The following is a 22,881-nucleotide window of genomic DNA, read 5'->3' as shown; positions in this document are numbered from 1 at the left end:
AGGACACACCACGCGAGCGGCGCTATTCCGGCTGCTCACGGGGGTCGAGTCCATGGTCGACACGAGGAACGTGAGGGAGGTGGCATCAATGGAGATCTTCAACTATGAGCGTCCGGCGGCGATGCCAGCTGCCCACGCTCCGCTGTCGGCTGTCCGGGTGGTCCTTGCCGCTCGGCCGTCGGTTCCGCAGGCGCACCAGGTCCAGGCTCAGGCCGAGCTGAACCTGACCGTTGCGCCGCTGGCCGGAATCGAGGGGACCAGTGGCTTCACGGGCAAGGGCATCGACGGCGCCAAGCAGCGCATGGATGTCCGCGGCGTTCCACCTCGAGGGAGACCGGTCTGATCTTCAGACCACCGGCTCACCTCGAGGCCGCGGAACCCGCTCACCGGGATCCGCGGCCTCAGTTTTTTGCCCGTCGAAGTACGTCGGAATTGCGATCCACGAGATCGAAGTGAGAGAGAGGTGACCGGGCGATGAGTCTGGCGTTGGCCCCGCTCGACGTGAGTGTCGAGGTGGAGGCGAACCTGCCCTGCCGGAAGTTCGACCCCGACCTGTGGTTCTCCGACCAGCCCGCCGAGCTGGAGTTGGCCAAGTCGCTCTGCGGGGACTGCCCGCTGCGCGTCGAGTGCCTCGCCGGTGCGGTGGAGCGGGCCGAGCCCTGGGGTGTCTGGGGCGGCGAGATCTTCGAGCGTGGCGCGGTGGTCCCGCGCAAGCGGCCCCGTGGCCGCCCGCGCAAGGAGGACGTCGCGCGTGACGCCCAGCTCCGGGTCGAGGCCGAGGCACGACTGGCGGCCAGTGGGCTGTCCGAGTCGCGCAACACGGTCCGGCTGGCAGCCTGACAACTTCCCGTTCCACACGTCCCCGCCGGTGTCCCACCGGCCGAGAGAAAGCCGAGACAGATGCTCCACCTGCCGAACGGAACCGAGATGCAACTACTCCACGAAGCGTTGTCCCGGGCTCGAATGCGCCGGCCTCAGGCCGGTCGTACCACCACGAGCACTGAGGCAGCCCGATCCGCCCGTACCGTCGCCCTGAACAGCCGTCGTCAGTCGGCCCGCGACCTGGGTGTTCTCTAGTCCCTAGCAGCACGAGGGGGCGGTGGCCGGTTTCCGGCCGCCGCCCCCTCGGCGTCTGTGCGTCGTTGCTCAGGCGACCGGGGCGAAGCCCGGCAGCCAGCGTTCCAGGATGGCGCGGTAGGGCGCCTTCGCCTCCAGCTGGCAGAGCACCCCGATCGACCCCAGCGTCACCCGGTGGATGAGCAGGTAGGACGGGGGCAGGTTGAGCTGGCGGCTGAGCTGGAAGGCGGGCGACCGGGGGCTGGCCAGCCGGGTCGCCTCGGACCGCAGCCACGCCCGGGTGAACCGGAACTCCTCCTCGGCCACCGGCGCTAGCATCGGCTGGATGTATTCCAGCAGGGCCTGCGCGTCGATCGACTCGGTCTGACTGACGAAGCCCTCCTCGCGCAGCCCGCTGACCACCCCGTCCGCGTCGCCGCGCAGCACCATGCCGGCCAGCCGGCCGATCGGCTCCGGCGTGCCCTCCGGCAGCCGGGCCACGGCGCCGAAGTCGATCACCCCGAGCCGGCCGTCCGGGAGCAGCCGGAAGTTGCCGGGGTGCGGGTCGGCGTGCAGCAGGCCCGCCCGCATCGGCGCGGAGAGGTGCAGCACGGCCATCAGCCGCCCGGCGTCGTCGCGCTCCTCCTCGCTGCCCTCGCGGATGATCGTGGAGAGCGGGGTGCCCTCGACCCACTCGGTGATCAGGACCCGGGGTGAGGCGTCGAGCACCTCCGGGATGAAGATCTCCGGATCGTCCGCGTACGCCGCCGCGAAGGCGCGCTGCGACTCGGCCTCCAGCTCGTAGTCCAGTTCCTCGGTGATCCGCTCGCGCAGCTCGACCAGGAGCGGCTTGACGTCCAGCCCGGGCTGGATGGCCCGGAACATGCCGCCCAGCCGGGAGAGCTGCTTGAGGTCGGAGAGCAGGGCCTCCCCGGCGCCCGGGTACTGGATCTTGACGGCCACGTCGCGGTGGTTCGGGGCGCCGGCCGACCCGTAGCCCGGGTCCCGCCAGACCGCGCGGTGCACCTGGCCGATGCTCGCCGCGGCGGCCGGAGTGTCGTCGAACTCGACGAAACGGTCCCGCCAGTCCGGCCCGAGCTGCTCGGCGAGCACCTTGTGCACGGTCGCCGCGGGCAGCGGCGGGGCGGCCTCCTGGAGCTTGGTGAGCGCCTGCCGGTAGGGGGCGGCGACCTCCTCGGGCAGCGCCGCCTCGAAGACCGACAGCGCCTGCCCGAACTTCATCGCACCGCCCTTGAGCTGGCCCAGGACGCTGAAGAGCTGCTCGGCGGTGCGCTGCTGGATCTCGGCCGAGATGACGTCGGACGCGAGCCCGGTGACCCGCTTGCCCATCCCGAGGACGGTCCGACCGGCGAAGCCGAGCGGCAGGGCGGCGAGCTTGGCGGTCCGGGACACGGCCCGGCGCGGGATGTCGGTCACCCGGCCATTGTTACCGACGCGGGGCCCCCGCTGCTGCTCCGAAGCCGGGAGTGGGTGCCGGCACGGCCGGCCCGACGCTCACCGGAGCACCCGCAGCAGGGGTGCGGTGGCCAGATCCGCCGCCGGTGCCGGCCGGGACCGGCCACCTCGACGGCGCTGCCGAGGGTCTCCGGGCTGCCCCCGTCGAGGTGCGCCAGCGCCTCGGCGGCCGCGTACGCCCCGGCGGCGAGCAGGGTGGTGGCCGCACCCGCCTGGTCGGCCGGGTCGACCGCAGCGAGCTGGGCGGCCAGCGCCGGCCAGTCCGGGTCCCGGTCGACCCGGTGCAGGTCCAGGCAGTTGAGGCAGGGGGCCCACCGGCGGCCGGACCAGCGGGCCGACCACCGGTACGCCACCGCGCAGGCCGACCAGCAGGTGCGGCTGCCGTCGCCGGGCGTGCCGGGCGGCGATCAGCGCCGCCGGCCGGTCGGTGCCGAGCTGGACGACCAGGTCGACCCGGCCGTGCCGGAGCGGGCGGCTCTCGGTGTCCGGCGCGGTCCGGCGGAGCGCCTCGCGCAGCGCGGCGGCCAACGGTCGACCGACGTCCGTGGCCGACAGCCCGGTGCCGACCAGGTCGCCGGGGCGGACCGGGCCGGTCAGGTCCGGGTCCACGTGGCCGACCCCGGCCTGCGCCAGCGCCACCGCGATCGGCCCGCCGAGCCTTCCGGCGCCGGTGACCAGCACCCGGGCGCTCCGGCGTCGCCGCAGCACCTGGGCGGGGGTGCCGGGCAGCCCCGGGCGCCCAGCGCCAGCGCACCGGCCTCGTCGGCCAGCCGGGCCCGGACCGGGCCGGCCAGGTCGCGGGGGAGCAGGGTGTGCGCCGGCACCACCAGCCCGGCGGCGTGCAGCAGGTCCAGCAGGACCCGGGCGTCGCCGGACGGCACGTCCGCGTCGGTGAGCACGCCGCGTTCGCTGCGGGTGCCGTCGAGCAGGTCGAGCAGCCGGGCGGCGCGGGGATCGGCGACCTCCAGCAGCACGGCCCGGCCCGGTTCGACGCCGAGCTGGAGGGTGTGCCGGTCGCGCCACAGCCGGGTCAGGCCGGGCAGCAGGATGGGGCGGACGAGGGTGGCCCGGTTCGGGGGTGCGGGGCGGGTCATGACACGAATCGTTACCGCATCCACGCTCTCCGTCGATCGTTGTCCACAGGTGGGCGGTGCTCTGTCCAGCGCCGTCCACAGGAAATGCCGGGTTTTCCACAACCGGCCGGTAACTCTGTCGGGCAGCCGACAGGTGCCGGCCGGCCGCAGTGCGACGGGGGAGGGGCGGCCGTCGGCCACCCCTCCCCCGTGTGTCGGATCCGAACGGATCAGACCTTGGCCTTGCCGAGAATGCGGTTCACTGTTGTGCCGCAGACCGGGCACTTGCCCTTGGCCATGTTCATGCCGGTCTTGGAGACCTCGACGTGTCCCTCGAAGTCCCGCTTCTCCTTGCACTTGACGCAGTAACCGTTGTAGGTCTGGGCCTGGTCGGCCACGGTAGCCCTCCTCGTCTCGTCCGCCGGGCACGGGAGTCCCGGCAGGTTTTCCGGCGCGGGCCTCGCGGGCGCCGACGCTGGGGTTCTCCGCGGTCACGCTCGTGACCGCCGGTTGGCGGACCCTACCCAGGTACGGGCAGTTCCATGTCAGCTGTGCATCTTGACGTGAGCAAGTCGACGTCGAGAGTGTGCATGCCGAATTAGGTCGGATAAGTCAGTTTGGTCGGGACACGCCGGGTGAATGCGCTCAGATCCCCCTTCGGGCGGCCCCCGTCCCGCGCTCCCCGGGATGATCACTTAACGTGGTCCGGGTCCGCGAGGTGACGCGCAGGCCGCCGATCCGGTCGCCACGAAGGGTGACCGGGGCCCGCTGACCTGCCCCGGGGCAGATTTTTTTCGGGACTCCACCCGACCAATCACCATTTTCCGGGCGCGTGTCGCCGTGTTGACCCTTGCGGACCCCTGGTCAGTACGCATTAGCTTTCCTTCGTGACAGTCATCCGAGGCTGCGCGGGTCAGTGATGGCCGTGACGCGGAAGCCCGTCGTCGAGGTGCGGCGCAGTCAGCGCCGACGACGCACGGTGTCCGCGTACCGGGACGGTGAGCGGGTCGTGGTGCTCATCCCCGACCAGTTCTCCCGCGCCGAGGAGAGCGAGTGGGTCGACCGGATGCTGGCCCGGCTCGCCGCCCGGGAGGGCCGGCTCGCCCGCTCCGACGCGGAACTGCTCGCCCGGGCCGCCCGCCTGACCAACCTCTATCTGGCCGAGCACCGGGTCGAAGCCGTGCCCGCGAGCGTCCGCTGGGTGACCAACCAGAACGGGCGCTGGGGCTCCTGCACCCCCGCCGACCGCACCATCCGCATCTCGCACCGGATCCAGGACATGCCGGACTGGGTGATCGACTACGTGCTGCTGCACGAGCTCGCGCACCTCATCGTGCCCAGTCACAACGCCCGCTTCTGGCAGCTCGTCGGTCGCTACCCGAAGACCGAACGGGCCCGGGGCTACCTGGAGGGGGTGGCCGCCGCCTCCGGCGTACCCCTCACCGACTGACCGCCGAGCGGGGGATCCGCGCCGACCCGGTCCCGGGCGGAAGGGTCCGGCCGCCGTTCCTGAGCCGGTCCCGCCGGCCACCGGGGGGCGGCTGTGCCGGGGTGGACGGCCGTGGTCGCCGGTCGGCGATTCATCGATGTCATCAGGTTCGTAGCGTCCCGACGGTGACCGGCGGCACCGGACGCCGGGACGGCGCGGCGTAGGGTCTGGGCGTGGCCCGACGTGTGGTGGTGGCGTTGCTCGGACCGGTGGCCTGGGCGCCACCGGGGATCGACCCGGACCGGTGGCGCACCGCGCTCGCCGAGGACGTGGTGGACCTGCTCGCCACCCTCAACGAGGTGGAGACCGCCGTCGCGGTCACGCCGGCGGACCGATGGCTGGCCGACGCCGTGGTGTGGCCCGACATGACGGTGTACGAGGTGCCCACTCCGACCGTCGACGCGGTCCTCGCCACGCTGACCGGCTATGACCAGGCGGCCGTGGTGGCCGCCGACGCACCCGATGTGCCCGGCCTCACCCTGGGCAAGCTGCTCCGCCCGCTGACCACCCGGCCGGTGGCGGTCGCGCCGGTCGAGGGGACCGGGCCGGGGCTGCTCGGCGTGGCGGCGCGGCTGCCCGTACCGGACTGGTTGCCGGCGCTGGACCTGGACACGGCGGTGCCGGCGGACGTCCGGGCCGGTGCCCCGCGCCCGGGCGACGTGGTGACCACTCCTGGCTGGCGGCGGCTGCGCGGCCCGGCCGACCTGGCCGCCCTCGACCCCGCCTTCGAGGGCTGGGACGCCACCCGGGCCCTGCTCTCCGGCCGCACCGGCTGACGCGGCGGCGCCCGGAGGACCGGACACCGCCTTACCGTCACGCGCCGCGCGGGGAACGCGTCAGGACTTGTCGTCGCCGTCGGAGTCGGGGCGGGGTTCCCCGCCCGGTGCCTGCTCCTCCGGCCCACCCGGCGCGGTGAAGTCGAAGGTGGCCAACTCGTCGTCGAGGTCGAGCCGGGCGGCGGCGAAGCCCTCCGGATCGGCGAAGTCGTCGTCGGACGGGAGCAGGTCCGGGTGACCCCAGACCGCGTCCCGGCCGGCGATGCCCCGGTGCTCGGTGAGCGCCGCCCAGAGCACCGACGCCTCGCGCAGCCGGCGCGGACGCAGCTCCAGCCCGACCAGGGCGGCGAAGGTCTGCTCGGCCGGCCCACCGGCGGCCCGGCGACGGCGGAACGCCTCACCCAGCCGGACGACGTTCGGCAGGCGCTCGCCCGCGGCGCTGTCCACCACGTGGCAGACCCAGCCCTCGACCAGGGCCAGGACGGTCTCCAGGCGGGCCAGCGACGCCTTCTGCGCCGGGGTGTCCTCCGGGGTGAAGATGCCCTCCAGGGCGATCGCCTGCATCGACTCCGGGTCGGTCGGATCGACCCGGCCCATCGCCTCCTCGATCGCCTCCCGGTTGACCCGGATGCCGGACGCGTAGTTCTCCACCGCGGTGAGGACGTGCCCGCGCAGCCACGGCACGTGCTGGAAGAGCCGCTGGTGGGCGGCCTCGCGCAGGGCGACGTAGAGGCGTACCTCGTCCTCGGGCAGCTCGAGGCCCTCGCCGTAGGCCTTGATGTTGGCCGGGACGAGTGCGGCCGTGCCGGCCGGGCCGAGCGGCAGCCCGATGTCGCCGGCCGAGAGCACCTCGGCGGCGAGCGAGCCGAGCGCCTGGCCGAGCTGGCCACCGAAGAGCGCGCCGCCCAGCGTCGCGACCATCGACTGCATCGGGCCGAGCTGGGCCCGGGCCTCCGGCGGCACCAGGTCGCCCATCGCGCCGACCATCCGGCTGGCCACCGGATCGCAGAGCTTGCGCCACACGTCGAGGGTCCGGAAGATCCACTCGTTCCGGTTCCAGGCCACCGAGGTCCGGATGCCGGAGGGCCACGAGGTGGCCGGCTCCAGCCAGAGGTCGGCGATGCGCAGCGCCTCCTCGACCGTGTTGCGGTCGAAGGGCGAGACCGCCGGGTCGCCGCTGGCGGCGAGCTGGCTCGCCGCCACCTGGCGGGCGAGGTCCCAGTTGACCGGCCCGCTGCCCGGCGCGGAGAGCAGGTTCTGCAACTGCGACATGAACTGCTGCATCTGCGCGGGGTCGTTGGGATCTGGTGGTTGCCCACCCGGGAGCGCGAATCCGAACGGAATATCAGGCACGACGTCTACGGTACGCGTGCCGCGCCCCTGGTCGGCGCGTCGGCGTTGCGCTGAGGGCGAAGTCCACCGGTCGTCGGGCCGGACCGGCGCACGGCGATCGGTACGCTCTGCCGCATGAGACGTCGCGGCGTGACCGTACTGCTCGGTGCACTGCTCACCGCCCTGCTCAGCGTCGGCGTGCTGAGCGTCCCGATCCCGTACGTGGTGCTCGGGCCCGGCCCGACGGTCAACACCCTCGGCACCTCCGACGGCAAGGAGGTCATCCAGGTCACCGGACGGGCGACGTCCACCTCCGCCGGGCAGTTGCGGCTGACCACGGTCGGGGTGCAGCCCACCGTCCGGCTCCGGGCGGCACTGGCCGGATGGTTCTCCCCGGACGAGGCGGTGGTGCCGAAGGAGCTGGTCTACCCGCCGAACGAGTCGCAGGAGGAGGTCGAGAAGCGCAACGCCGAGGACTTCCAGAACTCGCAGACCAGCGCGGAGACCGCCGCGCTGCGGAAGCTGGGCTATCCGGTCCAGGTGCTGGTCAAGGCGGTCACCGCCGGCGGCCCCTCGACCGACGTGCTCAAGGCCGGGGACGTCCTCACCTCGGTCGACGGCCAGCCGGTGACCAGCACCGGCCGGCTCACCGAACTCGTCCGCGCCAAGCCGGCCGGCACCGCGCTGAAGATCGGCTACACCCGGGGCGGCGTGCCGGCGACCGCCACGGTGACGAGCCGTGAGCAGGACGGCCGGCCCCGGATCGGGGTCGAGATCGACCAGCAGCAGCCGCACCCCTTCACCCTGAAGATCGACCTGGGGGACATCGGCGGGCCGAGCGCCGGCCTGATGTTCGCCCTCGGTGTGCTGGACAAGCTGGAACCGGCCGACCTGACCGGCGGGAAGGTCATCGCCGGCACCGGCACCATCGACGACGAGGGTCGGGTCGGACCGATCGGTGGCATCGCCCAGAAGCTGGTCGGGGCGAAGGAGGCGGGGGCGAAGGTCTTCCTGGTGCCGGCCGACAACTGTGCCGAGGCGGTCCGCAACTCGCAGCCCGACCTGCCGTTGCTCAGGGTGGCGACGCTGGACGACGCGCTGACGGCGCTGGAGACGCTGCGGGCCGGCGGGCAGCCCACCCGCTGCTGACCTGGGCCGCTCCCGGCCCGCCCGACGATCGTGACGTGACCTTGACCCGACGTGTTCAGGAACACCCCGTACTCTGGGTGCCTGGTCGGAGCCGATCACATCGAGCGTGCGGAGCCAACAGTGGTCATGCGTAGCAGCCCCCTGCCGAGGATGAGCCGGCGCGGACGCGTCACCATCGGTGTCCTGGTCGGGGTGTTCGTCCTCTTCACCCTGCTCGGGTGGGGGGTCAACGCCTGGACGGACTGGCTCTGGTTCGACGAGGTCCGCTACACCCAGGTCTTCACCGGCGTGCTCGCCACCCGGGTGCTGCTCTTCCTGATCGTCGGGTTCGGCATGGCGGTCGTCATCGGGGGCAACCTCTGGCTCGCCCACCGGCTGCGGCCCCGGATGCGCCCGCACTCGCTGGAGCAGGCCACCCTGGAGCGCTACCGGATGCTGCTGAGCCCCCGGCTCGGCAGCTGGATCGCCACGGTCGCCGCCGTCATCGGCCTCTTCGCCGGCCTCTCCGCGCAGACCCGGTGGAGCCAGTGGCTGCTCTTCCGCAACGGTGGCAGCTTCGGCGTCAAGGACCCGGAGTTCGGCGTCGACGTCGGGTTCTACGTCTTCGAACTGCCGTTCTGGCGCTACCTGCTGGGTGTCGGCTTCACCGCGGTGGTGCTCTCCCTGCTCGGCGCGCTGGCCGTGCACTACCTCTTCGGCGGCGTCCGGCTCCAGGGCGTCGGCGACCGGATGACCAACGGCGCCCGCGCCCACCTGAGCACGCTGGTCGCGGTCTTCGTGCTGCTCAAGGCGGTCGCGTACGTGCTGGACCGGCGGGCGATGCTGCTGGAGTACAACGAGGGCACCAAGCTCTACGGCGCCGGCTACGCCGACATCAACGCACTGCTGCCGGCGAAGGAGATCCTCGCCTACATCTCCGTGGTGGTGGCGATCGCGATCATCGTGTTCTCCAACGCGGTGATGCGGAACCTGGTCTGGCCGGGCATCTCGCTCGCCCTGCTCGGCGTCTCCGCCGTCGCGATCGGTGGCATCTACCCGTGGGCGGTGCAGACCTTCGAGGTCAAGCCCAGCGCCCGCGACAAGGAGGCGCCGTACATCCAGCGGAGCATCGAGGCGACCCGGGCGGCGTACGGGCTGAGCGCCACGAAGACCTCCGGGTACGCGGCGAACAACCTCGTCCCGCCGGCCAGCCTGGCCACCGACACCTCGGTGGTGCCGAACGTCCGGCTGCTCGACCCGCAGCTGGTCTCCGAGACGTACACCCAGCTCCAGCAGGTGCGCGGCTTCTACGACTTCGGCCCCAAGCTGGACATCGACCGGTACGCCGTGAGCGGCAAGACCTCCGACTACGTGGTCGGCGTCCGGGAGATCAACTACGGCGAGCTGCCCCAGAACAACTGGATCAACCGGCACACCGTCTACACCCACGGGTACGGGCTGGTCGCCGCGCCGGCCAACCAGATCTGCGACAACGGCACCCCGTACTTCGTCTCCGGCTTCCTCGGCGACTCCGCCAAGGAGGTGCAGGGCTGCGCCTCGCAGTCCGAGCAGATCCCGGCGCAGCAGCCGCGGATCTACTACGGCGAGCGGATGGAGGCGGACGACTACGCGATCGTCGGGCAGGCCGGCGAGCGCAACGTCGAGTTCGACCGCCCGACCTCGACCGGCGGGGAGCAGTACTACACGTACACCGGCGAGGGCGGCATCAAGATCGGCTCGTTCAGCCGTCGGCTGCTGTTCGCGATCAAGGAGCAGGAGTCGAACTTCCTGCTCTCCGAGTCGGTCAACGACAACTCGAAGCTGCTCTACGTGCGCAACCCCCGGGACCGGGTGGAGAAGGTCGCGCCGTTCCTCACCCTGGACGGCGACCCGTACCCGGCGGTGGTGAACGGGCGCGTCCAGTGGATCGTCGACGGCTACACCACGGCCGCGACCTACCCGTACGCCGAGCGGGTCAACCTGCAGGCGGAGACCACCGACGAGCTGACCGGGCGGGGCACCTTCCAGCTCGCCCGGGAGAACGTCAACTACATCCGCAACTCGGTGAAGGCCACCGTCGACGCGTACGACGGCACGGTGCGGCTCTACCAGTTCGACGACACCGACCCGGTGCTGAAGGCGTGGAACAAGGCGTTCGGCGGCGACCTGGTGCTGCCGAAGTCGGCGATCCCGCCGGAGCTGGCCGAGCACTTCCGCTACCCGGCCGACCTGTTCAAGGTGCAGCGCAACCTGCTCACCAAGTTCCACGTCACCGACCCGGGCGACTTCTATTCCGGCCAGGACTTCTGGCAGGTGCCGAATGTGCCGGACGCGCCGGACAGCGGGCAGAAGCAGCCGCCGTACTACCTGTTCACCCAGTTCCCGGGGCAGGAGGAGGGGCCGCGCTTCCAGCTCACCGCGGCGGTCACCCCGAACGGCCGGCAGAACCTCGCCGCGCTGATCTCCGGGTCGTACGTCGACGGGCAGCCGAGGCTGGAGGTGCTGGAGCTGCCCGACCAGACCCGGACCGCCGGCCCGGTACAGGTGCACCAGCAGATGACCAACAACGGCGACATCCGGCAGCAGCTCAACCTGCTCTCCTCCAACCAGGCGCAGGTGCAGTACGGCAACCTGCTCTCGCTGCCGTTCGCCAACGGGATGCTCTACGTCGAGCCGGTCTATGTGAAGAGCAACCAGCAGGACGCCTTCCCGTCGCTGCAACGGGTGCTGCTGTCGTACGGCGACGGCGGCTCGTACGTGGCGCTGGCGCCCACCCTCGCCGACGGCATCAAGCAGCTCGTCGAGCAGGGCAAGCGGGCGCCTCAGGGCACCCCGCCCCCGGGTGGCGGGACCACACCGGGCACCGGCACCAACAGCCCGCCGCCGCTCACTGGCGAACTGGCCGAGGCGGCCGGCAAGGTGCAGAGCGCCATCGCCGAGGTCAAGGCCGCCCAGACGTCCGGTGACTTCGAGCGGTACGGGCGGGCGTTGAAGACGCTGGACGAGGCGATGACCGCGTTCCAGCAGGCGCAGTCGGCGACCACCCCGTCGTCGGCACCGGCGCCCAGCGGCAGCGCGCCCGCGTCGCCCCCGGTGTCGCCGTCACCGAACGGCTGACCTCGCCGACGGACCACGGAGCCCGTGGCCGGGACCCTCAGCGGTCCCGGTCACGGGCTCTTCGCGTACCCGACGAATCAGTGCCGACGCGGCGTCCGGCCCCGTTTTGCATGCGGTGGGGTGCGTGCGCTACGGTTTAGCTACCGACGCGGGGTGGAGCAGCTCGGTAGCTCGCTGGGCTCATAACCCAGAGGTCGCAGGTTCAAATCCTGTCCCCGCTACCACGACGGAACGGCCCCGAGGATCTGATCCTCGGGGCCGTTCCCGTTCCACCGACCCGGCGGCGTCGACGGGGCCCTGTCTCCGATCCGGGGGGTCGGCTGATCTCCGGTACGGGGATGGGATAAGCTTTGCGAGGCGACGCGGGGTGGAGCAGCTCGGTAGCTCGCTGGGCTCATAACCCAGAGGTCGCAGGTTCAAATCCTGTCCCCGCTACTCGACGCGAAGGGCCCCGGAGAGAGATCTCCGGGGCCCTTCGCCGTTTCTCCGGCACCGCCCAGCACCCGTCCGACATGCCGCGGTTGCGCTCCTCGGCGAGGATGGGTGACATGTCTGCATGGAGCAAGTGGTGGGGCCGGCTCGGCGCGGTCCTCGGTACGGTCGCGCTCTCGGTGTTCGTGCCGGTCGCGGCCTGGGCGTCCACGGGTTCGGGCGAACTGGTGGTGGAGGCCGCCCGGCGGCGGTCGCGCGGCGGCGGCGTCGGCATCTTCGGGCTGCTCTGCTGCCTGGTGGTGGTGGGCGGCATCGTGCTGCTGGTGCTGCGGCTGATGCGTAACCGGCGGGGTGGCCCGCCCCGCTGACGCGGGCGGTCCCGGCGCGGCAGACGCCGCGCCGGGGCGCGTCACACCGCCAGGGCCGCGTTGGCCTGGGCCATGAAGCGGGAGGTGGCGGCGCGCGCGCCGGACTCCCCGGAGCGGATGCTCTCGGCGGTCGCGACGAGCAGGGTACGTACCTTCGCGTGCCCCTTCGGCGGCGGCGCGGGCGCCGGACCGAGCAGGTCGTCCAGGGTGGTGCCGAAGGCGGCGACGCGCTTCTGCGTCTGCTCGGTGATGCCCTCCTGGACGAACTTCCGGACCGGCACGCTGGCGTTCAGTCCGCGCTCGAAGCCGAGGATCCGGCCGGCGGCCACGTTGGTGGTCAGGAAGTTGAGCACGTCGACGACGACCCCGGGGTGTCGGGTGCCCCGGAAGCCGGCCCAGTACATCGACGCCCGGGGCCACTGGGCCACCGGGGTGCCGGGGAGGCTCGCCAGCGCCAGCTCGTCGTCGGTGTAGCGCTGGAGTTCGGGCAGCTGGTGCGACCAGGCGAAGGACGCGGCCGTGTGTCCGGTGACCACGAGCTGGCGGGCCAGCTCACCGGTGTCCGCCTGTTCCACCAGGGCGGCGCTCGGGGTGGCCCGCCGGGACCGGGCCACCTGCCAGAGCTCGAACCAGTCGAGCAGCTCGGCGGAGCCGAAGCCGAGCTGCCGGGCCTGGTAGAGCTCGCTGCCCTGGCCCCGCAGCCAGAGCCAGAACGCGCGGTAGTCGCCGGAGGGGTCCATCGTGCCGGCCACCCGGCCGCCGGAGGCCCGGGTGATCCTGGCCGCCCACTCCACATAGTCCCGCCAGGACATGCCGGTGCGCGGCTCCGGGACGTCGAGTCGGCGTACCAGGTCGCGGTTCCAGACCAGGGCGGCGGCGGTCTGCGCGGCGGCGACCGCCACCGTCCGCTCCGCCACCTGGCCGTACCGGGCCAGGCCCGACGGCAGCCCGCGCAGGTCGAGGCGGTTGTCCGCGACGTAGTCGGTGAGGTCGAGGGCGATCTGGCGTTGCGCGTACTCGGTGAGCAGGGAGTCGTCGATCTGGAACAGGTCGGGGGCGTTGCCGCCGGCCGCCTGGGTGGCGATCCGGTCGTAGTAGCCGGTCAGGCTCTGCCAGGTGACCCGGAAACTGACCCGGGGGTTCTGTTGCGAATAGAGCCGCAGCACCCGCTCGGTCGCCTCCGCCCGCCGGGTGCCGCCCCACCAGAAGACGGAGAGCTCGATCGGACCGTCGTCGACCTGGGCACGCTCCTCGTTTGTGCAGCCCGCCAGGCCGGCGGCGACCAGGGGCAGGCCGCCGAGCGCGCCGAGGAACCGCCGCCGGTCGACGCCGACGCGGGGCGGGTCGGGATGCAGGGCGCGCACGGGGGTCTCCTGGGGCGCTGGCGAGCGGGTGCGGACGGACCATTTACACAGGCCCGACGCGCAGGTGTCAACGGCGGGGGCCGTGCCGACCCGTACGGGTGGGGCGGGAGTCGGGCGGCGGCGGCCGTCTGGGACGCCCGGTGGCCGGGCCGGACGTCGCGTCTTCGCGTGGTGTACTAGGCGCCGTGGAACTTCTGCACTCCGGAAAGGTCCGGGACGTCTACGCCGACGGTGACGACCTGATCCTGGTCGCGTCCGACCGGATCTCGATCTACGACGTGGCGCTGCCGACCCCGATCCCGGACAAGGGACGCCTGCTCACCGCGCTGTCGCTGTGGTGGTTCGACCAGCTCGCCGACCTGGTGCCGAACCACGTCATCTCCGCCACCGACGTGCCGGCGGAGTTCGCCGGCCGGGCGATCCGCTGCCGCCGGCTGGAGATGGTCCCGGTGGAGTGCGTCGCGCGGGGCTACCTGACCGGCGGCGGTCTCGTCGAATACCGGAACACCGGCGCGGTCTCCGGCGTGCAGCTGCCCCGGGGCCTGGTCGAGGCGTCGATCCTGCCCGAGCCGATCTTCACCCCGTCGACGAAGGCCCCCAAGGGGGAGCACGACGAGCCGATCACCTACGCCCAGGTGGTCGACAAGGTCGGCGCGGAGGTCGCCGAACGACTGCGGCAGATCACCATCGACGTCTACCGGCGCGGCGCGGAGATCGCCGCCGACCGGGGCATCCTGGTCGCCGACACCAAGATCGAGTTGGGCTGGGCGCCGGACGGCACCCTGGTCCTCGCCGACGAGGTGCTCACCTCCGACTCGTCCCGGTTCTGGCCGGCCGAGTCCTACCAGCCGGGCCGGGCGCAGTTCTCCTACGACAAGCAGTACGTCCGCGACTGGGCCACCGGCAGCGGCTGGGACAGGACCCCGCCCGCGCCCGAGGTGCCCGCCGAGGTGGTCGAGGCGACCCGGGCCCGCTACGTCGAGGTCTACGAGAAGCTCACCGGCAACCGCTGGGACTGACCGGTCGGGTGTCACCCGGCGTGGGGGCGGGCCGGTTCCGTACGATCAACAGGCGTGCGTGACATTGCCGTCTTCAGCGGAACCGCCCACCCCGACCTCGCCGCCGAGATCTGCGCCCACCTCGCCGTCCCGCTGCACCCCGTGCGGGTGTCCCGGTTCGCCAACGACTGCCTCGAAGTGCAGTTGCAGGCGAACTGCCGGGAACGGGACGTCTTCCTGATCCAGCCCCTGGTGCCGCCCGTGCAGGAGCACCTGGTCGAACTGCTGCTCATGATCGACGCAGCCCGGGGCGCGTCCGCCGGGCGGATCACCGTGGTGCTGCCGCACTACGCGTACGCCCGCTCCGACAAGAAGGACGCCCCGCGTATCTCCATCGGTGGGCGGCTGGTCGCCGACCTGCTCACCTCGGCCGGGGCGGACCGGGTGCTGGCGATGACCCTGCACTCGCCGCAGGTGCACGGCTTCTTCAGCGTCCCGGTCGACCACCTGCACGCGCTGCGGGAGCTGGCCGCCCACTTCCGGGGGTACGACCTGAGCAACACCGTGGTCGTCTCGCCGGACCTGGGCAACGCCAAGGAGGCGGCGGCCTTCGCCCGGATGCTCGGTACGCCGGTCGCGGCCGGGGCGAAGCAGCGGTTCAGTGACGACCGGGTGCAGATCAGCACGGTGATCGGCGAGGTGGCGGACCGGGACGTGATCGTGCTGGACGACGAGATCGCCAAGGGCAGCACGGTGATCGAGCTGATGAGTCACCTGCGCGAGCGGAAGGTCCGCTCGATCCGGCTGGCCTGCACCCACGGCCTCTTCTCCAGCCACGCCCTGGAGCGGTTGAGCGCCCAGGAGGGGGTGCTGGAGATCGTCTGCACCAACACGGTGCCGATCCCGCCGCAGGAGCGGGTGCCGAAGCTGGCGGTGTTGTCGGTGGCACCGGCGCTGGCCGAGGCGATGCGGCGGATCCACAACGGCGAGTCGGTCAGCGCCCTCTTCGCCTGACCGGCTCCGCCGCACGCCGGCTCGCCGACGTGGGTGATCCGGGGCGCCGATCCGGCGTGACCTACTGGGGGTCGAGGGCGGCGCTGATCCGGACGAGCGTGCCCGCGTCGCCGGTCTCGACCTCCATCGAGTCGCTGAGCTCCCGGGCCAGCCAGAGGCCCCAGCCACCGGCGGTGTCCGGGGCGGGGCGCCGGCGGTCGTCGAGCCGCTGCGCGCTGATCCCCCGGCCGTGGTCGGCCACCTCGCAGACGAGTGCGCCGGACCGGCGCCACAACCGGAGCGAGCCCTGGCCGCCGCCGTGCCGCACGGCGTTGGTGATCAACTCGTTGACCGCCAGCACGAAGTCGTCCAGCCGCTGCCCGTCCAGGCCGGAAGCGTGCGCGCAGGAGGTGACCGAGTGTCGGAGCTCGGTCACCTGGGCCTGGTCGAAGGCTTCGGCGATGAGGAGGAAAGTTTCGATGGGCACAACCGTACGCGGTGCGCGGGGTTCTGCGTTCGTCATGGCCCCGTCCCGACAGTGGATCTCTCTCGATTTTGCGGCTTTTCCACCGTACGTCAGGTTTTCCGGAGTCGCATCCGCCGCCGATCCGAGCGGATCGACGGCGTGTGGCAGGGTGGCCGGCATGCCGTCGTCCCGGGGAGGTCTGGAGGGCCCGCTCTGGCGGTCCATCGCCGTCTTCCGCTTCGCCTCGCTGGCGTACGTCTGCGTGCTGGTGCTCCGCGACGCCGACCGGTACGCGCACCCGCTGGCGGCCGGCGGCGTCCTCCTGGTGATGTTGGCCTGGAGCGGGGTGACCGCCGCCGGCTACGCCCGGCCGGCGGGCCGGGGCTGGCCGTTGCTCCTGGCCGACCTCGGCGTGCTGCTGGCGATCATGGCGGTGACCCCGTGGGTGATGGGGCGGGCCGCGCTCGTCGCCGGTCTGCCCACCCTGACGGTGGCCTGGCTGGCCGGTCCGGTGCTGGCCTGGGCGGTCTCCGGCGGCCGGCGGCGCGGCGCGGTGGCCGCGCTGGTGGCCGGCGGGGTCGACCTGCTCACCCGGGAACGGATCAGCCAGTCCTCGCTGACCGGGGTGATCCTGATGCTGCTCGCCGGGGTGGTGGTCGGGCACGTCGCCCGGCTGGCGGTCACCGCCGAGGAGCGGCTGCAACGGGCGGTGGAGCTGGAGGCGGCCACCCGGGAACGCGAACGGCTGGCCCGGGACATCCACGACTCGGTGCTCCAGGTGCTGGCCCTGGTGCAGCGCCGGGGAGCGCAGCTCGACGGCGAGGGCGGCGAGCTGGCCCGGCTGGCCGGCGAGCAGGAGGCCGCGCTGCGCGCCCTGATCGGCCGGGCCGGCGGGCCGGCGCCCGACGACGGCGGCACGCTGGACCTGCGTGACCTGATCGACCGGTACGCCTCCGCGACGGTGGCGGTCTCCGCGCCGGCCACCCCGGTCGGGTTGCCCGCGCGGGCCGCCCGGGAACTCGCCGCCGCCGTCGGGGCGGCGCTGGAGAACGTGGCCCGGCACGCCGACGGGCGGGCCTGGGTGCTGATCGAGGACGAGGAGGAGACGGTGACCGTCTCGGTACGCGACGAGGGGCCGGGCATCCCGGCGGGCCGGCTGGCCGAGGCTGCGGCGCAGGGGCGGCTCGGGGTGGCGCAGTCCATCCGGGGTCGGGTGGCCGACCTGGGCGGTGAGGCCCGGATCGTCTCCGCCCCCGGGGCCGGCACCGAGATCGAACTGGTCGTGCCCCGGAGCGGGCGATGAGCACCGGCGTACGGGTGATGGTGGTCGACGACCACCCGATGTGGCGCGAGGGGGTGGCCCGCGACCTCGCCGAGGCCGGGCACCAGGTCGTGGCCACCAGCGGGGAGGGCCGGCAGGCGGTCCGGGTGGCCGCCGCCGCCCGCCCGGACCTGGTGGTGCTGGACCTGCAACTGCCGGACGTCTCCGGGGTGGAGGTGATCCGGGGACTGCGCGCGGCGCTGCCCGACGTGCGGGTGCTGATGCTGTCGGCCAGCGGTGAGCCGCAGAGCGTCCTGGACGCGGTGAAGGCCGGCGCGACCGGCTACCTGGTGAAGTCCGCCGCGCCGGCCGAGTTCCTCGACGCGGTCCGGCGCACCGCGGCCGGCGAGCCGGTCTTCACCCCGGGTCTGGCCGGCCTGGTGCTGGGGGAGTACCGCCGGCTGGCGGCCGGCCCACCCGCCGGCTCCGCGTACGACGAAGCACCCCGGCTCACCGAACGGGAGACCGAGGTGCTGCGCCTGGTGGCGAAGGGGCTGTCGTACAAGCAGATCGCCGAGCGGCTCGGGGTCTCGCACCGGACGGTGCAGAACCACGTGCAGAACACGCTGGGCAAGCTCCAGCTGCACAACCGGGTCGAGCTGACCCGCTATGCGATCGAGCGGGGCCTGGACGACTAGTGCGCCTCGGGCGGCCGGGTCTCGTGCACGGACAGCTCCTCGGCGGACGCCCCGCCACCGGCCGAACCGGCGTCGTACGCGACGTTGTCGGTCTCCTGGTCGGTGTGCGCGCCCTCGTCCGGCTCGACCAGCCGACCCACCTGGTGGTCGGCGACGGTGCCGAGCTGGCCGTGGTCGTAGAGGGAGACCGGCGAGTGCGGGTCGGACGTCGGGCCCGGGTCGATCACGTCGGCGTCGAGCTGGGCCTGCGCGGCGGCCTCGTCACTGTCCGCCTCGGCGGCGATGTCCGGGTCGATCGGTCCGGCCAGGGGGTCGTCGGCCGGCCGCTCGTAGCTCTCCCGCTCCAGCTTGTAGTCCAGCGACTCGCCGTCGAGCTGCTCCTCGGCGGTGGTCCCGAAGCGGTCGACGGCCACCGGCGTACGGTCGCCGGGCAGCTGGGCCGGTTCCGGGCCGTCCGCCTCGCGGCCGGTCAGGACGTCGTCGTTGGCGGTGGAGTCGTCGTCGGCGGTGTCGGGCAGCCCCTCCGCCTCGGGGTCGGACAGGGGGGTCGGGTACTCGTCGTCGCGCATGACCGGTCACTACCCACTGCCCCGGCCCGGTTAACCGGTTCCGGCGGCGGCGATCGGGAGGAAAACGACGAAACGGCGCAGCCGGGCGGCGGTCAGCGCGGGCAGCCGTCCTCGTCCTCGGTGTGCAGCACGCACCAGACGACCTTGCCGTCCGGCAGCGGGGTGCTGCCCCAGCGCCGGGCCACCGTGTCGATCAGCAGCAGGCCCCGCCCGCCCGCCGAGTTCACCGGGGCCACCCCGGCGAACGCGGGATGCCGGCGCGAGTGGTCGCGCACGGCCAGGTGCAGGCAGTGGTCCCCGGGTGCCACCCGGACGGTCATCGGGGTGCGCGCGTGGGCGACCACGTTGTTGACCATCTCGGTGACCGCGATGCAGGCCGACTCGGCCAGCTCCGGCATCCCCCACCGCAGGCAGGCGTCGGTGACCAGCGCCCGGGCCTCCCGGGCGGCCTCCACGGCGGGGAGCAGCTCGCCGCCCAGCATCGCCGCCGGCGGCGTGGCGACCGCCGCCCGCGCCTCGTCGAGGCTCGCGCAGACCGGGGTCGAGGCACCCGGCCAGCCACCCGCCGGGTCCACCACCAGCAGCCCCGCGGCCGGCCAGTCACCGGCCACCCGGTGCACCTCGTCGAAGACCGAGCGGTCGGTCGGGTCGGGCACCCGCAACCCGGACAGGTCGGCGATCACCGGGCCGGGCCGCTCCCAGAGCCGGGTCAGCAGCGCGTCCCGCACCGAACCGACGCCCACCGGGTCGAGCACCCCGGTCACCGTGGCCAGCGCGGACGCATCGTCCAGCTCCACCAGGCAGCGTACGTCCGTCGGCATGATCGTCCCATTGTGCACGTCCGGCACCCGGGGCGCATCCGGCCGCTCGATCTGGTTCGTCACGGCGCTGTCCGCGACCGTCGCGCCATCGCCGCCGCCGTCCCGACCGCCGTACCCGCGGCGGCCAGCCCGAAGGCGGCGGTCAGCCGGACCAGTCGGCGCCGTCGCCCGTGCCAGCCGCCGACCCGCTCCGCGTCCGCGTCCGCCCGGAACACGTTGCCGCTGCTGTCCAGGCGGGTCCCCGGGCCGAACTGGGTGCGGTGGGCGTACCAGCCGAGCGCCCGCTCGGCCAGCGCCGGGGCGAGCCGCCACTGCAGGCCGAGCAGCCGGGCCGCGCCACCGGCGTACGTCTCCCGGCGGGGCCGGCACAGCAACCGGACGATGGTCTCGGCGACCACCTCCGGCGGGTACACCGGCGGCGGCGGGGTCAGCTCGCGGCCGGTGTGGTTGGCCGCGTGCCGGAAGAACGGGGTGTCGATGGTGGCCGGCAGCACCGTGCACACCGAGATGGCGCTGCGACCGGTGACCCGCAGCTCCTGCCGGACGGTGTCCGCCAGTCCGCGGATGCCGTGCTTGGTGGCGTTGTACGCCGACTGGTAGGGCATCGCCACCTCGGCCAGCACCGACGCGTTGTTGACCAGCACCCCGCCGCCCGCCGCCGCCAGCCACGGCAGCGCGGCCCGGACCCCGTGCACGGTGCCGAGCAGGTTCACCTCCACCACCCGGCGGAACTCGGCCACCGGGATCTCGTCGAAGAGCCCCACCGCGCTCACCGCCGCGTTGTTCACCCAGCCGTCGATCCGGCCGAACTCCGCCGCCGCCCGGGCGGCCAACCGGTTCACCGCCTCCGGATCGGTCACGTCGGTCGGCACCACCAGGGCGCGACCGCCCAGTTCCCGGCAGCGCCGGGCCACCTGCTGGAGGGCGTCCGCACTGCGGGCGGCGAGGACCACGTCGGCGCCCCGGCGGGCGAGCGCGTACGCGGTGGCGGCGCCGATGCCGCTGGACGCGCCGGTGACCACCACCGTGGCGTCGTCGAGGGTGCGGGTGAGAGGCATTCCTGGCCCGTACCCCCGGGCCGGAGGGTCATGCCGAGTCCGACCCCCGGATCACGGTTGACGCGACCCGCCAGCGGGCAGAGTGGGGCGGAAGCCGACGGAACCGCAATCGGGGCAGCCTCACCACCCCGGTCCGTCGGTCCGATCTGCCAGGTTTCGGCTCGCCGGGGCCGGGTTAATGGGACCCTCTGACCGGAGGACCACCGCTCGAAAGAACGCATGGAGGTGCACCATGCGCGTCGGCCTTGTGTGCGCACACGCCGGCCCGTCCACTGACGGTCCTGCCGTCGGCACGCACGAGCACATCGCGCGGGTCGCCGCCCAGCTCGCCGAGCGGGGCCACGACGTGCGGGTCTACGAGCGTCTCGACGGCCCCGACCTGCCGGAGAGCGTCCAGGTCGACGGCTACCGGCTGGACCGGGTGCCGATCGGCCCCGCCGCCCAGCTGCCCACCGCCGAACTGATCCCGCACGTGACCGCGTACGGGCAGTGGCTGGCGCGGCGGTGGTCCGGCGACTGGACGCCCGACGTGGTGCACGGGCACTACTGGGTCGGCGGGCTGGCGGCCGCCCAGGCGGTCCGCGAGACCGACATCCCCATCGTGCAGACCTTCCACTCGCTCGGCGTGGAGCAGCTGCGCCACCTCGGCCGCGGCTACGACGGCCCGGGGGAGCGGATCCCGCTGGAACGGGCGCTGACCCGGGCGGTGGACATCGCGGTGGCCCAGTGCAACGACGAGGTGGACGAGCTGACCCGGATGGGGCTGCAACGCACCGCCGTGGCGATGGTGCCGACCGGGGTCGACACCACCCAGTTCCACCCCGACGGCGAGGCGGCCCCCCGCGACCAGCGGGCCCGCATCCTTGCCGTCGGCGGGCTCTGGGCCGGGCACGGCCACGAGGACCTGATCCGGGCCATGCGCCTGGTCGGCGACGCCGAGCTGGTGATCGCCGGCGGGCCGCCCGCCGAGCAGCTCGCCGGGCACGCCGAGGCGCGCCGACTGCGGGAGCTGGCCGAGCGGAACGGGGTGGCCGGTCAGGTGAAGCTCGTCGGCGCGGTGCCGCACGACCAGATGGCCACCTGGTACCGCTCCGCCGACGTGGTCGCCTGCACCCCGCACTACTCGTCCGCCGGGCGGGTCTCGCTGGAGGCGATGGCCTGCGGCGTGCCGGTGGTCGGCTATGCGATGGGCGGCATCGCCGACGCGGTGGTGGACGAGGTGACCGGCAAGCTGATCCCGCCCGGTGACGTCCGTACGCTCGGCGTCACCCTGCGCCGGCTGCTCGCCGACAACGCCGGGCGGTTCGCGTACGGGCACGCCGCGGTCGACCGGGTCCGGTGCAGCTACACCTGGGAACGGACGGCCGGCGCGCTGGAACGCCTCTACGAGCGGGTCATCGGGCGGCGCAAGCCGGTCGAGAAGGCCGTCGAGCAGCCGTTGGAGACGGCCGAGGAGAAGTCCGTCGAGGCGGCCTGACCGGTCAGCGGCGCGGACGGGCGGCGGAGCCGGCCCCCACCATCAGCCGCTTCTGGCTCCGGGCCACCGCATGGTGGTGCTGCGGCTCGGCGTACCGGGTCAGGCCGACCACCGCGACCAGGGTGACCAGGAAGCCGGCGGCGGCCAGCCACTCCCGCCCCGGCCAGATCCGGTCGCCCAGCAGCAGCAGGCCGACGATCGCGGCGGGCACCGCCCCGGCGGCGTCCATCGCGGCCACCGCCGCCGTGGTCGAGCCCCGCTGCATGGCCAGCCCGAGCAGCAGTTGCCCGACGACCGAGTGCGCCACCAGCAGATAGAGCAGCGGGTCCCGGGCGAACGCCTCCGCCGAGTCGGCCGACGCGAGCGGTCGGGCGGCCACCGCGGCGGCCGAGAAGGCCATCCCGGCCAGTGAGCCGAGCGCCACCGAACCGGGTGCCCCGTGCAGCCGGACCGCGAAGAAACCGAGCACGGCGATCACCACGACCGCCGCCGCCAGCGCGACCACACCGGTGAGTCCCAACTGCCGGGACGGCGCCGGCTGGGCGGCGAGCACCAGCCCGGTGATCCCGGCGAAGAGCAGCACCAGCAGCACCACCTCGGCCGCCGGCAGCCGCCACTTCAGCACCACCACCCCGATCACGGCGGTAACCCCCAGGCCGGCGGCCACGCTCGCCTGGACCAGGAACAGCGGCAGGTCCCGACGGGCCAGGAAGGCCAGCACGAAGCCGGTGACCTGGCAGATCAGCCCGATCAGGTAGGTGCGGTGGCTGGCCAGCCGCAGCAGCAGCCCCGGGTCGAAGGTGTGGTGCACGGTGGTCCGCGCCGCCGCCACCGACTGGAGCAGGTTGGCGAAGCCGTACGCGACGATCATCGCCGCCAGGAAGCACCAACCGGAGGAGACCACCTGGCGAGGATAGAGGTTGCGGGCG

Annotated in this window: 21 protein-coding genes, 2 tRNA genes and 1 pseudogene; 14 read left to right on the top strand and 10 right to left on the bottom strand. The window is 73.2% G+C overall.

What is annotated here, in order from left to right; genetic code table 11:
• The first annotated feature begins 88 nt into the window (after nucleotides 1–88).
• Nucleotides 89–343 carry a hypothetical protein gene (locus tag MRQ36_RS08145; RefSeq protein WP_242794263.1) on the top strand — a complete coding sequence of 85 codons (255 nt, stop codon included), beginning with the start codon at nucleotides 89–91 and terminating at the stop codon, nucleotides 341–343.
• Between the two features lie 131 nt (nucleotides 344–474).
• Nucleotides 475–840, top strand: a complete 366-nt coding sequence (locus MRQ36_RS08140) for a WhiB family transcriptional regulator (RefSeq protein ID WP_242794261.1) — start codon at nucleotides 475–477, stop codon at nucleotides 838–840.
• Between the two features lie 306 nt (nucleotides 841–1,146).
• On the opposite strand, the gene MRQ36_RS08135 is transcribed toward MRQ36_RS08140, so the two are convergent.
• From MRQ36_RS08135 to MRQ36_RS08125, 3 genes and pseudogenes are all read right to left on the bottom strand, one after another.
• The gene (locus tag MRQ36_RS08135; RefSeq protein WP_242794260.1) at nucleotides 1,147–2,493 is read right to left on the bottom strand and encodes an AarF/ABC1/UbiB kinase family protein; all 1,347 of its coding nucleotides are present in this window, start codon (nucleotides 2,491–2,493) and stop codon (nucleotides 1,147–1,149) included.
• Nucleotides 2,490–3,626, bottom strand: a pseudogene (locus MRQ36_RS08130) (ThiF family adenylyltransferase). Before MRQ36_RS08130 ends, MRQ36_RS08135 begins: the two are co-directional and overlap by 4 nt.
• 209 nt (nucleotides 3,627–3,835) lie before the next feature.
• A complete protein-coding gene (locus tag MRQ36_RS08125; RefSeq protein ID WP_007464795.1) occupies nucleotides 3,836–4,003 on the bottom strand; it encodes a DUF5679 domain-containing protein in 168 nt (55 codons plus the stop codon).
• Nucleotides 4,004–4,455: 452 nt separating this feature from the next.
• On the opposite strand from MRQ36_RS08125, the gene MRQ36_RS08120 reads away from it, so the two are divergent.
• Both MRQ36_RS08120 and MRQ36_RS08115 read left to right on the top strand, forming a co-directional pair.
• A complete protein-coding gene (locus tag MRQ36_RS08120) occupies nucleotides 4,456–5,055 on the top strand; it encodes a M48 family metallopeptidase (protein ID WP_308194790.1) in 600 nt (199 codons plus the stop codon).
• Nucleotides 5,056–5,267: 212 nt separating this feature from the next.
• The gene (locus tag MRQ36_RS08115) at nucleotides 5,268–5,870 is read left to right on the top strand and encodes a hypothetical protein (RefSeq protein WP_242794258.1); all 603 of its coding nucleotides are present in this window, start codon (nucleotides 5,268–5,270) and stop codon (nucleotides 5,868–5,870) included.
• A gap of 60 nt (nucleotides 5,871–5,930) precedes the next feature.
• Here MRQ36_RS08115 and MRQ36_RS08110 read toward each other — a convergent pair whose 3' ends face one another.
• Nucleotides 5,931–7,154, bottom strand: coding sequence for a zinc-dependent metalloprotease (locus MRQ36_RS08110; protein ID WP_242800935.1), 1,224 nt, complete (start codon nucleotides 7,152–7,154; stop codon nucleotides 5,931–5,933).
• Between the two features lie 183 nt (nucleotides 7,155–7,337).
• Between MRQ36_RS08110 and MRQ36_RS08105 the strand changes: the two genes are divergently transcribed.
• The 5 genes from MRQ36_RS08105 (at nucleotide 7,338) to MRQ36_RS08085 (ending at nucleotide 12,247) form a co-directional block, all read left to right on the top strand.
• Nucleotides 7,338–8,351 carry a PDZ domain-containing protein gene (locus MRQ36_RS08105; RefSeq protein WP_242794257.1) on the top strand — a complete coding sequence of 338 codons (1,014 nt, stop codon included), beginning with the start codon at nucleotides 7,338–7,340 and terminating at the stop codon, nucleotides 8,349–8,351.
• A 126-nt stretch (nucleotides 8,352–8,477) separates the two neighbouring features.
• A complete protein-coding gene (locus MRQ36_RS08100) occupies nucleotides 8,478–11,447 on the top strand; it encodes a UPF0182 family protein (RefSeq protein WP_242794256.1) in 2,970 nt (989 codons plus the stop codon).
• A gap of 147 nt (nucleotides 11,448–11,594) precedes the next feature.
• Nucleotides 11,595–11,671, top strand: a tRNA-Met gene (locus MRQ36_RS08095).
• Between the two features lie 137 nt (nucleotides 11,672–11,808).
• Nucleotides 11,809–11,882: transfer RNA gene (locus MRQ36_RS08090), tRNA-Met, on the top strand.
• A gap of 113 nt (nucleotides 11,883–11,995) precedes the next feature.
• Nucleotides 11,996–12,247: a hypothetical protein gene (locus MRQ36_RS08085; RefSeq protein ID WP_242794254.1), complete on the top strand. Its 252-nt coding sequence runs from the start codon at nucleotides 11,996–11,998 to the stop codon at nucleotides 12,245–12,247.
• A 41-nt stretch (nucleotides 12,248–12,288) separates the two neighbouring features.
• Here the strand turns inward: MRQ36_RS08085 and MRQ36_RS08080 are convergent, their stop codons facing one another.
• Complete coding sequence (locus MRQ36_RS08080) at nucleotides 12,289–13,611, bottom strand: extracellular solute-binding protein (protein ID WP_242794253.1); 1,323 nt, start codon at nucleotides 13,609–13,611, stop codon at nucleotides 12,289–12,291.
• Nucleotides 13,612–13,796: 185 nt separating this feature from the next.
• Between MRQ36_RS08080 and MRQ36_RS08075 the strand changes: the two genes are divergently transcribed.
• Both MRQ36_RS08075 and MRQ36_RS08070 read left to right on the top strand, forming a co-directional pair.
• Nucleotides 13,797–14,630: a phosphoribosylaminoimidazolesuccinocarboxamide synthase gene (locus MRQ36_RS08075; protein WP_242794252.1), complete on the top strand. Its 834-nt coding sequence runs from the start codon at nucleotides 13,797–13,799 to the stop codon at nucleotides 14,628–14,630.
• A 54-nt stretch (nucleotides 14,631–14,684) separates the two neighbouring features.
• Nucleotides 14,685–15,623, top strand: a complete 939-nt coding sequence (locus MRQ36_RS08070; RefSeq protein WP_242794251.1) for a ribose-phosphate pyrophosphokinase — start codon at nucleotides 14,685–14,687, stop codon at nucleotides 15,621–15,623.
• A 61-nt stretch (nucleotides 15,624–15,684) separates the two neighbouring features.
• Here MRQ36_RS08070 and MRQ36_RS08065 read toward each other — a convergent pair whose 3' ends face one another.
• Nucleotides 15,685–16,125: an ATP-binding protein gene (locus MRQ36_RS08065; RefSeq protein ID WP_242794249.1), complete on the bottom strand. Its 441-nt coding sequence runs from the start codon at nucleotides 16,123–16,125 to the stop codon at nucleotides 15,685–15,687.
• Between the two features lie 121 nt (nucleotides 16,126–16,246).
• Between MRQ36_RS08065 and macS the strand changes: the two genes are divergently transcribed.
• Together macS and MRQ36_RS08055 are read left to right on the top strand one after the other, a co-directional pair.
• Entirely contained in the window at nucleotides 16,247–17,371 is a 1,125-nt protein-coding gene (gene macS / locus MRQ36_RS08060; protein WP_242794248.1) for a MacS family sensor histidine kinase, read from the top strand.
• The gene (locus MRQ36_RS08055; protein ID WP_242794246.1) at nucleotides 17,368–18,027 is read left to right on the top strand and encodes a response regulator transcription factor; all 660 of its coding nucleotides are present in this window, start codon (nucleotides 17,368–17,370) and stop codon (nucleotides 18,025–18,027) included. Before macS ends, MRQ36_RS08055 begins: the two co-directional genes overlap by 4 nt.
• Here MRQ36_RS08055 and MRQ36_RS08050 read toward each other — a convergent pair.
• The 3 genes from MRQ36_RS08050 to MRQ36_RS08040 form a co-directional block, all read right to left on the bottom strand.
• Nucleotides 18,024–18,596: a DUF5709 domain-containing protein gene (locus tag MRQ36_RS08050; RefSeq protein WP_242794245.1), complete on the bottom strand. Its 573-nt coding sequence runs from the start codon at nucleotides 18,594–18,596 to the stop codon at nucleotides 18,024–18,026. The genes MRQ36_RS08055 and MRQ36_RS08050 overlap by 4 nt on opposite strands.
• A gap of 92 nt (nucleotides 18,597–18,688) precedes the next feature.
• Nucleotides 18,689–19,480 (bottom strand): ATP-binding protein, encoded by a 792-nt coding sequence (locus MRQ36_RS08045; RefSeq protein ID WP_242794244.1) that lies wholly within the window; start codon nucleotides 19,478–19,480, stop codon nucleotides 18,689–18,691.
• Nucleotides 19,477–20,475 (bottom strand): SDR family oxidoreductase, encoded by a 999-nt coding sequence (locus tag MRQ36_RS08040; RefSeq protein ID WP_242794243.1) that lies wholly within the window; start codon nucleotides 20,473–20,475, stop codon nucleotides 19,477–19,479. The genes MRQ36_RS08045 and MRQ36_RS08040 overlap by 4 nt, the downstream gene beginning before the upstream one ends.
• Nucleotides 20,476–20,707: 232 nt before the next feature.
• Between MRQ36_RS08040 and MRQ36_RS08035 the strand changes: the two genes are divergently transcribed.
• Nucleotides 20,708–21,952: a glycosyltransferase gene (locus MRQ36_RS08035; protein ID WP_242794242.1), complete on the top strand. Its 1,245-nt coding sequence runs from the start codon at nucleotides 20,708–20,710 to the stop codon at nucleotides 21,950–21,952.
• 4 nt (nucleotides 21,953–21,956) lie between these two features.
• On the opposite strand, the gene MRQ36_RS08030 is transcribed toward MRQ36_RS08035, so the two are convergent.
• Nucleotides 21,957–22,823, bottom strand: coding sequence for a hypothetical protein (locus MRQ36_RS08030; protein ID WP_242800933.1), 867 nt, complete (start codon nucleotides 22,821–22,823; stop codon nucleotides 21,957–21,959).
• Nucleotides 22,824–22,881: the final 58 nt, after the last annotated feature.

It is taken from the genome of Micromonospora sp. R77 (assembly GCF_022747945.1).
Classification (GTDB): domain Bacteria; phylum Actinomycetota; class Actinomycetes; order Mycobacteriales; family Micromonosporaceae; genus Micromonospora.
This window is presented reverse-complemented; position numbering and strand designations above follow the sequence as displayed.

Coding starts and splice junctions, on each gene's coding strand:
- MRQ36_RS08145 (WP_242794263.1), top strand. CDS start 89: ATGGAGATCTTCAACTATGAGCGTCCGGCGGCGATGCCAGCTGCCCAC.
- MRQ36_RS08140 (WP_242794261.1), top strand. CDS start 475: ATGAGTCTGGCGTTGGCCCCGCTCGACGTGAGTGTCGAGGTGGAGGCG.
- MRQ36_RS08110 (WP_242800935.1), bottom strand. CDS start 7,154: ATGCAGCAGTTCATGTCGCAGTTGCAGAACCTGCTCTCCGCGCCGGGC.
- MRQ36_RS08105 (WP_242794257.1), top strand. CDS start 7,338: ATGAGACGTCGCGGCGTGACCGTACTGCTCGGTGCACTGCTCACCGCC.
- MRQ36_RS08100 (WP_242794256.1), top strand. CDS start 8,478: ATGCGTAGCAGCCCCCTGCCGAGGATGAGCCGGCGCGGACGCGTCACC.
- MRQ36_RS08085 (WP_242794254.1), top strand. CDS start 11,996: ATGTCTGCATGGAGCAAGTGGTGGGGCCGGCTCGGCGCGGTCCTCGGT.
- MRQ36_RS08065 (WP_242794249.1), bottom strand. CDS start 16,125: ATGACGAACGCAGAACCCCGCGCACCGCGTACGGTTGTGCCCATCGAA.
- macS (WP_242794248.1), top strand. CDS start 16,247: ATGCCGTCGTCCCGGGGAGGTCTGGAGGGCCCGCTCTGGCGGTCCATC.
- MRQ36_RS08055 (WP_242794246.1), top strand. CDS start 17,368: ATGAGCACCGGCGTACGGGTGATGGTGGTCGACGACCACCCGATGTGG.
- MRQ36_RS08050 (WP_242794245.1), bottom strand. CDS start 18,596: ATGCGCGACGACGAGTACCCGACCCCCCTGTCCGACCCCGAGGCGGAG.
- MRQ36_RS08040 (WP_242794243.1), bottom strand. CDS start 20,475: ATGCCTCTCACCCGCACCCTCGACGACGCCACGGTGGTGGTCACCGGC.
- MRQ36_RS08035 (WP_242794242.1), top strand. CDS start 20,708: ATGCGCGTCGGCCTTGTGTGCGCACACGCCGGCCCGTCCACTGACGGT.
- MRQ36_RS08030 (WP_242800933.1), bottom strand. CDS start 22,823: ATGATCGTCGCGTACGGCTTCGCCAACCTGCTCCAGTCGGTGGCGGCG.